The following is a 9,697-nucleotide window of genomic DNA, read 5'->3' on the forward strand; positions in this document are numbered from 1 at the left end:
ACGGCAAAAGGGTCATTTATACTCCGTGACTTTGCTAATGCGACACGGATACGCGGGTTATTTATCCAATGGATCTCGCTCGTCATCATCGCTGTTGTCCGGGTTGCGGGGGATTTCCCCGTGGTCGCGCGGATTGTCTTTCGCCGGATGGTCTTCCTCTTTTTTACGTTTCTGCTCTGAATCATGCTTCGACATGGCTCGCTCCCGTTATGAATGAAACAATAAGTTTAGACCATAGCGGTCACTCTCCCGTTTTTGCCCGCCTTCTGACTTTGCATCCATATTTCGCTGACGGCCGAAGCATGGATTTCTGCCACCGTTAAAGTGGCATCAGAATTCACCAACCTCAGGGCAGAAAAATGATTGCCGTACTTTTTGAAGCAGATGTGACTCCGGCACAGCAGGCGCGTTATCTGCAGCTGGCCGCAGAGTTAAAACCGCTGCTGGCGGATATTGAGGGTTTTATCTCCATTGAACGGTTCCAGAGCCTGAGCACTGAGGGAAAGATACTCTCCCTTTCGTGGTGGCAAAATGAGGAAGCCGTCCTGCAATGGAAACGCAATGTGATGCATAAAGCCGCCCAGGGAGAAGGCCGAAAATCGATATTTGCTTTTTATCGCATCAGAATTATGCAGCTGGCGCGGGAATATTCATCAGAAAACAGGGAGAAAACTCATGCATGATATCCATATTATTTTACGCAACGCGCCCGGAGAACTGGCGGCGATGGGCACTTTACTGGGGCAAAACGGCGTAGGGCTGGAGGGCGGCGGCATATTTACCGCTGGCGAACAGGCACACGCCCATTTTTTAGTTGAGGACGGCAGCCGAGCCAGGGACGTACTGGAAAAGGCCGGCTTTCAGATTGCCGCAGTGCGCACGCCGCTGATTCGTAAACTTAAGCAGGAGCGCCCGGGAGAACTGGGTGAGATCGCCGCTGCACTGGCTAATAACGGGATCAATATTGTTGTGCAGTACAGCGATCATGCAAACCAACTGATTCTGTTGACGGACAATGATAAGGTTGCCGCTACGCTAACCCAAAAATGGGCCGTCAATCCGGAGTGATATGCTAAAACCCGTCGAGTCAGAGGAAAACAGCCATGCGCTTGAACACGCCATGGCGAACGTTGCAGCGGCGATGGCCGATCCTTCCCGGGTAAAAATCCTCTGTGCCCTGATGGATGGCCGGGCGTGGACAGCAACGGAGCTGGCTGCGGTTGCCGACATTGCGGCATCCACCACCAGCGCCCATCTTTCACGGCTGGTCAGCGGTAGTTTGATTACCGGCCTGTCACAGGGCCGGCATCGTTATTTCCGGCTTGCCGGGCAGGATATTGCCGAGCTGTTGGAAAGGATGATGGGCATTTCCTGGCGCTCCCCCTCCGCTGCCAGGATCAGCACGCCGGTGCCGCTGCGTCTTGCCCGCACCTGCTACGATCATCTGGCCGGTGAGGTCGCGGTTGATATCTTTGACGCTATGGTCAATCTTGCGTGGCTTACCGATGACGGCTCGGTACTGACGGATAAAGGGCATCAGCAGTTTGCCCAAATGGGTATCGAACTGAACGGCAAAAACCGGCGAAAACTCTGCTGCGGCTGCCTGGACTGGAGCGAAAGGCGCTTTCATCTTGGTGGTGAAGCCGGTGCCGCATTTTTCAGCCACTGTGAACGCCAGCAGTGGATCGCCCGGACAGCGGGATTTCGGGAAATCACCGTCACGTCGATCGGCAGGCTGGCCTTTAAAAAATGGTTTGGCGTTGAATAACGCTGAGTAGCACTCTTAATGTTGAAAAATTGCAGGTCGATGGTTGTTCAAATGCATCTTACGATGGCGACGATATTGCGCCCCTGCCCGGCAGTCATCGCGGCGACACAGGGACGAAATCATGTGGCAGCGTCATTCCTCAAACCGGGGATTCCTGTATCCCCAACAGTTCATCGATATTTGCCAGATCTTCATGATGCAGCAGGATAATCGAATGCGACAACGCTAACTGGCGGGCAGAAAGCGTGTAAGTGTTATTACTCACCACCAGCCCAACATCCGCACCATAAAATCCTTTACCGGCAATAATTTCCTGAACGGCTTTATTACCCACGGGCGACGCGTACTTTTTACACTGCAACGCCAGTTGGATGCCGTACTTCACCGCCAGAACATCCACTCCCTGATCGCCAGAACCTTGTGTGACTCGAGTATCCCATCCCTGCTGCCACAGCAAATCGGCACAGTGATGTTCATACTCGATCGGTGACATTTCTTCAGAGTAAACGCTCTCCTCATCATGAGAGGCCATGTATTCATCGACGATATCATCCAGTAACCGGCGCTGCTCACGAGGATAAAGCCCGTTATAAAATGGCGTTGAGTACGCAACATAATCCAGTTTATTAATGTAATACTCTTTTTCTTTTGCCCATCGATCGTAAATGACGTTGCCATAATCATCACAGGTCACCAACATTCTTTTTTTGCGCGCCAGAACAGGAAGGTGTTGAGCGGTCAGAGAACGAAACTGTTCTTCATCCAAATCGCGTGATTCTTGTATATGTTTATCATGCTGCTCCTGCCATTCTTCTGGATAAATGGTATTTTTTAAATACCCATATCCTGCAGTAACAGCCAGAGCAATGAGTGCGATTGTTCCGAAAGAAAAATGGAATAAAACCAACAGCGCGAGAATAGCTAAGCTGGCAAAAGTAATGGGTCGCATCTTTTTCTTAACATACGATCCCCGATCGATCAGAGTCATCATGCACCCTACGCTAAATTCTGGAACGGCGATTGTATTGGATAATTCTTAATTATGGAATATGACAGCCACTGATGAACAAAATCATCGCGTTCTGAGCCGAGGAAAGACCTGCACTTTGAACAGCATATTATGCTGCACTTAAAATTATAACCTCGGAACCTCAGAGACCAGAACAACAAAAAACAGCGCGATTGTGCTGTTAAATGTATAAATTTCAAGCAAATAGCAGAGTGTTGTAAAAAATAACTAAAGAGTCGTCCTGAACCAACAGGGGGCAACCGGCTATACTGTGAAAGTTTATCGCTAACAATAAAACGCCTCACAGCGCCTTTGTCCATTGCAAGAATTATCTTATGTTTAGCCCTGACGTTAACCCATACACTTACAGTCTTGTATTTCATGCTAACGCAAGAGGTATTAGATGAAAGACTGGCTGCTTCTTATATTTGCTATTGTATTATTAATCGTCACTATTTATAGCTTTGTTTCTTATTACCGCCAGAGAAGAGCAATTAAGCTTCAGTTTAAGAGAAAATGATTATTTTACATTGATATTTTAACACCATCGGGTATTCAATTATTTCTATCAAAACCCGTGTTAAGGTTGTGCAACGCCAGTTTGCACCCTTCTCGGGCTTACTAAAATCTCGCCACCGCAGCCCGACTCGCCCCCCAACTTGTAGCTTGTGACATCATTCACATTTTTTTAAAGAATCACGTACCCTCTTCCTTCCCAGTATCAAAGAGACAAAAAAAGACAAAATCAGGGAAAAAAAACTTCGCTACCGAGAGTGTACATGGCAGGATAAATCCTCCTAACACGAAGGCGGCAACCATGATTAAAAAAATTGTTTCAGCGATAGTGATTTGCTTCGGTATCGGGCTTTGGTACTTTGGCGTTGACCTGCACAGTTTCTTCAACGAGGCATTTTCCCCACCAAAGTAAAGCGTTGACGGTCAGGTCTTCTACCCAAAAACCATTATTTTTATGATTACCTGACCCGTTTTGACTATAACCTTATTTTGTAAAAACCCTTAAAATCATAAAGATAAAAAAGTCATTAGAAACAAATATAATAAATAACTCACAACACTCCAATTAGAATAGAAAAATAAAAAACCTCATTTGCATTGCTTATTATTTCAGTCTTCAATCTGATTTCTTATATTGAACAAATTAAATCAACCACACTCCCTCCCCCCAGGAAAAGGAAGAAAAGGAAAAGCGTCATATACAAATTTAGCAATTGGTTACCTTTATATAAATCAAGAAGTAATATTTAGAGCTTTCTGTAATGTTTTTATAAAAAACTTCCCACTATAGCTTCCTCTATTTATAATTTCTTATCATGTAATAAATTCTCACCGCCAGGGAGAATCAACATTGATTGCGCATTAGTCATGTATTCAGCGGAGTTTAACTGCTTTCGTACGTGACTTCGTCACCTGAATCTGACAGATTAATTCATTAAATCGCAAGTAAATTATGAATAAGCCTATGATAAAATTAAGAATGTACAGAGAGGGAGATGAGGCCGCGTTGCTCAAGGTTTTTTTGTCATCCATACGAGACATTGCATCGCGTGACTACACCCCTGATCAAATCGCAGCGTGGGCACCGGAGGATATGGACCCGCAACGATGGGCCAGCCACATAAAGCAGCTCCAACCGTTTGTCGTTGAGCTGGAGGGGGAAATTGCCGGATACGCCGATGTTCAACCCAATGGCTATATCGACCATTTCTTTGTGGCGGGAAACTACCCGAAACAGGGTGTCGGCACGCTGCTGATGAATGCCATCCACGATGAAGCCCGACGGCTTGGACTAAGTGAGCTGACGTCGAATGTGAGCAAGACGGCTGAAGGTTTCTTTCTGCGGCACGGTTTCCACGTGGTCGAACGCGGATTTCCCGTCCGGCGCGGCGTAACGCTGCAAAATGCACTGATGCGTAAAGAACTGCGAACTGCTGACCGAACTGATATTGCTCAATCCTGAAGCCTAAGAAAATCAACCAGCCGCGCCATCGCCGGGCTCAGTGAATCCGGTGTTTTATAGCAAATGCAGATCCGCCGCCGCGCCCATGAGTCGGTTAGCGGCAGGATATGGTACGGGAATTTTTTACTGAAGCGTTCAGCCAGTGATAAAGGAAGAACGCCTACACCAATCCCACTGCTGACCATCTCCCCCATCCCCTCAAAGCTGCTCATTCTTATGCGATAGGTCAGTGGACGACCAAGATCTTTTGCATGTTCACTGATGTGATCCTGAAGCGCATTACCGGGATGTAAACCAATAAATGGCTCTGCAAGCGCCTCGGAGAGCGAGATTTTATCTCTGCATTTAAATGGATGAGAGAATGGGACGATAAGTGCCAGCCTGTCATCTGCCAGGGGTTCAAGCATAAGCCCCCGGGCATCTACCGCATCTGAAACGAGGCCGGCTTCAGCTACGCCGCTAATTATGCTGGTAATAATATCCGCACTGCTTCTCTCTTCAAGCTCAATGGTCACACCCGGATGCGCTGACAGCCACTTCGCCAGCCTGCCGGGCAGGAACTCTGCCATCGCAGAGGTATTCGCATACAGCCTGATCTTACCTTTGGCTCCTTTCGCGTATGCGCCCAGCTCGGCTTTAAGCCGTTCCTGCCGGGACAGGATTTCACGTGCATGGCGGACAAGAACCTCACCCGCTTCAGTAAGACTGACTCCCCTTGGATGCCGGATAAACAGCTTTACCCCGGTATCGTCCTCGATGCTTTTCAGTCTCTCACTGGCCGACCCCGTGGCCAGGCTGGCATGCCGGGCGCCGCGAGTAATGCTTCCGGCATCCGCGATGCAGACAACGAGTTTCAAATCAGCAAGATCCAGTCTCATAGAATATCCGTCTCAGCCTTCGGGTTTTCCGAAGCATGACGCGCTTAAACCAGATTGTCCACCGCCGGGTGAGATGGTTGAATCACAGAAAATCCCACACTGGAGCAAACGTTGTGAGCGGACAGCTGTTTATCTCTCTTTCGCTGATCTTTATCGTCGCTGGTTTTGTAAAAGGCGTAACGGGAATGGGGCTGCCTACGGTGGCGATGGGGCTGCTTGGCATGTTTATGCCACTGCCGATCGCAGCGGCACTGCTGGTACTTCCCTCTTTCGTGACGAATGTGCTTCAGCTGTTTACCGGCCCCTCAGTGAAGATGATTGTCAGCCGACTGTGGTTGATGATACTGCTGATTGTGGTGGGAACCGTGGCGGCATCTTCGCTGATTATCACCGTTAATCCCGCCTGGTCAGCGTGCGCTCTGGGCGCAGCTTTAATCGTTTACGCTGTTTTTGCAATGTTCTCGCCTTCGCTGACTGTCTCTCAGGCAAGCGAAAAATGGCTTTCACCGGTTATTGGCGTCGTGACAGGTATCATCACCGGCGCAACGGGCGTATTTGTGATGCCGGCCGTTCCCTTCCTCCAGTCGCTTGGCCTGCAGAAAGATGAACTCGTTCAGGCTCTGGGGCTGTCATTCACCGTATCTACCGTGGCGCTTGCCGCGGGGCTGTATCTTCATGATGCTTTTCGAGTAGAGCAGCTTTCACTGTCCCTTTTTTCGCTGGTTCCTGCTTTGGCAGGTATGTGGCTGGGGCAGAAAGTGCGGGCACGCATCAGCGCCAGGCGCTTCAGGCAGTGTTTTCTCCTGTTCCTGATGGTGCTTGGATTGGAGTTGGTTTCGCGGCCGTTTGTTTAGTTTGTAGATCCTGTCGTTGGCTGGGAAGAAATGAAGTTTTCCTGTTTCCTGGATTGATAGCGTAAATCAGGCCAGTCGATGCTTATAGTCGCCACTAGTTATGGTGTGGCGGCTATGAGCGAACAGCAGATATTGCTAACAAAGGTCTATGTGAAAGATGGGAACAGATCACTTGTAATGGCAAGGTGGAAACCTCAGTATTGATTGTAATTTAAACACCCGAGAATGGTACAAAATGCAGCCAGAACAAACACAATCCTATAGTTACAGCAGTAAAGATGAGGTCGATTCAATGCTATTGGATATGGCTAAAGATCCCACAATATGGAATCTTGATGAAGTAACACGAAGATCACATATGCATCTGTTCGACACAGAAGAATTAAGAGATTATTTTTTAATCAAAGGTATACAAATGCTTGGTACATAATATTTCACTCTACATAAAGGATTTAAAATGATCACATGCAATTTCTGTGGGCTGGCATACGTGGAGGATGATGCAGATGACCGCAAAATTCATGCTGACGAACATAAAAAAATAGCCAATGGTGTTCTCCCTTACAAAGTAAGAGAGTTCATTAAGGCTTATGATTTCGCAGTTGCTCACAATGACGGATGAGTTGACGGTCTTAAAGAACAATATGACCCTGAATTTGGGAAAGTAGTTGTTGTCTTCTCTTGGTGGACTCGTGCCTTATCCTTGGGTGTCCGAAAAAGGACTTTGATGCATATATGAAAGCTCATATCCAATTTGCGGATTCATTGGTGACAGGCGTTGGTGAGAGAGAAGCCCGTAGAGCTATTCAGAAATGGGGCGAGTACACAGGTTAATGTTCAGATTTTATGTAACAGCACCCCGCTGGCAGTCAGGGCTGGCGGGGTTTATCTTATCAAGCTGAACTGCTCACCGTTAATCAACACTAATCGCTGTGAGATACTTCCGCTGTTGGCACAAAGCGGACTCCCCTATCTGATACTGCCAAGCAAACCGAATCTCCATCCACCTCAGTAAACACCCGTATCTAGCCTCACTAAACAATCCATTTAATTCATCCATCGCATCACCGCGCAAAAGATAATTCAGCTAGCTGAATCTACCAGGATTAGATGACCAAAACAGTAAAGATGACCGCGGTAAGGGATCTAGAGCAATCAGCCATAAACCCAGTCCATCGTAAGCATCAGAATTGGCGTAGAAATTGCTAAAACTATTGTGGTCAAAAGCATGCTTGTCGCAGCCGGTCCGGGCAGAGCATTAAACTGCTGCGACATAGCTAAAAACCCTAAATGCGCTTAGTTTCATTTCCTTTAATTTCAGTAAGTTAAAGATAGTTTTGCAGAGCGATTTCGTGCAAAAAAGGCGTATAAAAAATATTGAAGACAGTTGCCAGTATCAATAAAAAAATGCCATGTGAAATATTAAAAAGCAGCAACATCCTGAACTATAAAATCTGCTTATCGCTCCTGACTGATATTTAGGGGGTAAGTTTAAAGCAATCTAAGAGTATCCCTCTGAGGGGAGCATGAACAAAACCAGCCTGTAAGGCTGGTTTCTGCGTCTGAATTTATTAGTGTGTTATGGAGAAATTTGTTCTAAATGGAGTGTTAGATTGCAAGGAAGATTTTGAAAAAAGTCTTCATCCCCCATGAGTTCAACATGGGTATGAATGTCACCGGCGAAAAAGGTTAAAATCCGGTATCATCTTCTGTTCTGCAAAGTACCATTTCAAGAGCATTCCTGAGGACGTCTTGTTCAAGAACATCATGACTACTATCTAACATATTTATTAATCGTAAGATAACAGCTTTGTTAGTGACAAATCCGTGTAAGGTAATCTGCTCATGTATTATAGCGCCGATGATTTTCCTTTCATCTTCGTTTTTAACTGTAGACGAACCAAAGTAGTCTAAAATTGCGCTTTCTGCTGTATGTTGCATGTCCGTCTCCTCTGCTTACGAATTTTGTAAGCATGTTTAAGTGTGGGATATCCTAAAATTCAAACGCTGAGATTCAATGTTTTTTTCCATCGGATTCCTGCCTGAAGAAATAGCTAGAATTAGTGCTATTAACACTTCGATAAGAAGCACCTGATGAAGAATTATTTTTTACATCATTCATAGCAGTAACAATGGCCTGATTCCTTTCAGGATTTTTTTCTTGTTTGGACATACCGTCAAGTATTGCAATTAGGGCAGTTGAACCAATAGTTGAACCGCGTTCTAAAAGCATAAGTATTGCTTCACCCAGTATAGTATCAACAAGCTTTTCTTCTTTGGATCTGTACATAATTTTCTCTGATAACATGCCGTACGCTGAAACGGACTTAAACTAACGAGCATGAATTAGTGCAAGAGATTTTCTAAGAAACATCATCAAGCACTCACAATTCACTCAGCGTTATGGTCACCCGAGCATTAAATAGATGGTTATTCTGGCACCCGTCCAAACAGCATGCCAATCAACTGGTGGTAATGGCGCTCCTCTTCGATTCCAGAAGCATGTTCTAACTTTTGAAGAAGCCGCGTACAAATCGCCTTACGGTTGAGGTTTTTACCTGAAACGAGTATCTCTGTGACGATACGACCTAAAGTCTCTTGCCTAGTAGGGATCATACCTTGAGCAAAATACTGCGCTATCTGGTCAGCAGTCTGGGGATTGTCTTCACCATGATGCATGCTCACTTTCCTTCATGATTAATTTGTAAGCTATCCATGAATTACAAGTTATACAAAAATCACAATCTTGTACAGCACCAATAAAAATAACACTCAAAAAAAATTAGCAAAAAGTGCTTATCATTTAAATTCAACAAGTTAAAAACAACAACTTACACATTCAAGATCAATCCTCTTGGCAAGATGTACAATAGAGAAAATATTTTCAGGACCAATCTTTCTTTGAGAGAAACTGATATAGTGGTTCCTGAAATATGTCAGGAGGTTCCTTGAGAGATGGTGTCGATAGTTTAAATGAACTCAGGTACGTGATCGGCAGTGCCGTTTCTCGTTTGCTGAAAATCAGAGAAGAGCCCCATATTGAAAACATAATGTGTATGTTGCAAATTATGAGTATTGAAAGTCAGGAGGATAAATTAAAAGAAGTCTGCGCTGAGGCAATCAAAATGTTATCGAGGAAATGATTGGCCTGTGGTAAAATGTATTAGTCGCGACTTGATCTGACATATGGCCTTGAAAGGTTGAGAGTTA

The 9,697-nt window shown here is 45.8% G+C and carries 12 protein-coding genes; 6 read left to right on the forward strand and 6 right to left on the reverse strand.

The window, feature by feature from the left end:
* Positions 1 to 57 precede the first annotated feature (57 nt).
* Complete coding sequence (locus IBT46_RS16000) at positions 58 to 195, reverse strand: hypothetical protein (RefSeq protein ID WP_200546489.1); 138 nt, start codon at positions 193 to 195, stop codon at positions 58 to 60.
* Between the two features lie 164 nt (positions 196 to 359).
* Here IBT46_RS16000 and IBT46_RS16005 point away from each other — a divergent pair, with 164 nt between their 5' ends.
* Genes IBT46_RS16005 through IBT46_RS16015 form a run of 3 tightly spaced genes read left to right on the forward strand, consistent with a single transcriptional unit; the run spans position 360 to position 1,768 of the window.
* Positions 360 to 683, forward strand: coding sequence for an antibiotic biosynthesis monooxygenase (locus IBT46_RS16005; RefSeq protein ID WP_200546490.1), 324 nt, complete (start codon positions 360 to 362; stop codon positions 681 to 683).
* Entirely contained in the window at positions 676 to 1,068 is a 393-nt protein-coding gene (locus IBT46_RS16010; protein WP_200546491.1) for an amino acid-binding protein, read from the forward strand. Before IBT46_RS16005 ends, IBT46_RS16010 begins: the two co-directional genes overlap by 8 nt.
* Before the next feature lies 1 nt (position 1,069).
* Positions 1,070 to 1,768: a helix-turn-helix transcriptional regulator gene (locus IBT46_RS16015; RefSeq protein ID WP_200546492.1), complete on the forward strand. Its 699-nt coding sequence runs from the start codon at positions 1,070 to 1,072 to the stop codon at positions 1,766 to 1,768.
* 139 nt (positions 1,769 to 1,907) lie between these two features.
* Here the strand turns inward: IBT46_RS16015 and IBT46_RS16020 are convergent, their stop codons facing one another.
* Positions 1,908 to 2,759, reverse strand: a complete 852-nt coding sequence (locus IBT46_RS16020) for a restriction endonuclease (RefSeq protein WP_200546493.1) — start codon at positions 2,757 to 2,759, stop codon at positions 1,908 to 1,910.
* Between the two features lie 421 nt (positions 2,760 to 3,180).
* On the opposite strand from IBT46_RS16020, the gene IBT46_RS16025 reads away from it, so the two are divergent.
* Complete coding sequence (locus IBT46_RS16025) at positions 3,181 to 3,297, forward strand: small membrane protein (RefSeq protein WP_146114155.1); 117 nt, start codon at positions 3,181 to 3,183, stop codon at positions 3,295 to 3,297.
* 975 nt (positions 3,298 to 4,272) lie between these two features.
* Positions 4,273 to 4,755 carry a GNAT family N-acetyltransferase gene (locus tag IBT46_RS16030; RefSeq protein ID WP_255567230.1) on the forward strand — a complete coding sequence of 161 codons (483 nt, stop codon included), beginning with the start codon at positions 4,273 to 4,275 and terminating at the stop codon, positions 4,753 to 4,755.
* Here IBT46_RS16030 and IBT46_RS16035 read toward each other — a convergent pair.
* Entirely contained in the window at positions 4,746 to 5,633 is an 888-nt protein-coding gene (locus IBT46_RS16035) for a LysR family transcriptional regulator (RefSeq protein ID WP_200546494.1), read from the reverse strand. The genes IBT46_RS16030 and IBT46_RS16035 overlap by 10 nt on opposite strands.
* Before the next feature lie 113 nt (positions 5,634 to 5,746).
* Here IBT46_RS16035 and IBT46_RS16040 point away from each other — a divergent pair, with 113 nt between their 5' ends.
* Positions 5,747 to 6,487 carry a sulfite exporter TauE/SafE family protein gene (locus IBT46_RS16040; protein ID WP_370569480.1) on the forward strand — a complete coding sequence of 247 codons (741 nt, stop codon included), beginning with the start codon at positions 5,747 to 5,749 and terminating at the stop codon, positions 6,485 to 6,487.
* 1,689 nt (positions 6,488 to 8,176) lie between these two features.
* On the opposite strand, the gene IBT46_RS16050 is transcribed toward IBT46_RS16040, so the two are convergent.
* The 3 genes from IBT46_RS16050 to ycgZ form a co-directional block, all read right to left on the reverse strand.
* Entirely contained in the window at positions 8,177 to 8,428 is a 252-nt protein-coding gene (locus IBT46_RS16050) for a biofilm development regulator YmgB/AriR family protein (protein WP_105593752.1), read from the reverse strand.
* A 73-nt stretch (positions 8,429 to 8,501) separates the two neighbouring features.
* Positions 8,502 to 8,777, reverse strand: coding sequence for a hypothetical protein (locus IBT46_RS16055; RefSeq protein ID WP_200546496.1), 276 nt, complete (start codon positions 8,775 to 8,777; stop codon positions 8,502 to 8,504).
* Between the two features lie 140 nt (positions 8,778 to 8,917).
* Positions 8,918 to 9,166, reverse strand: a complete 249-nt coding sequence (ycgZ, locus tag IBT46_RS16060; RefSeq protein WP_105593751.1) for a regulatory protein YcgZ — start codon at positions 9,164 to 9,166, stop codon at positions 8,918 to 8,920.
* Between the last annotated feature and the right edge of the window lie 531 nt (positions 9,167 to 9,697).

It is taken from the genome of Erwinia sp. S38, assembly GCF_016624545.1.
Classification (GTDB): Bacteria; Pseudomonadota; Gammaproteobacteria; order Enterobacterales; family Enterobacteriaceae; genus Erwinia; species Erwinia coffeiphila.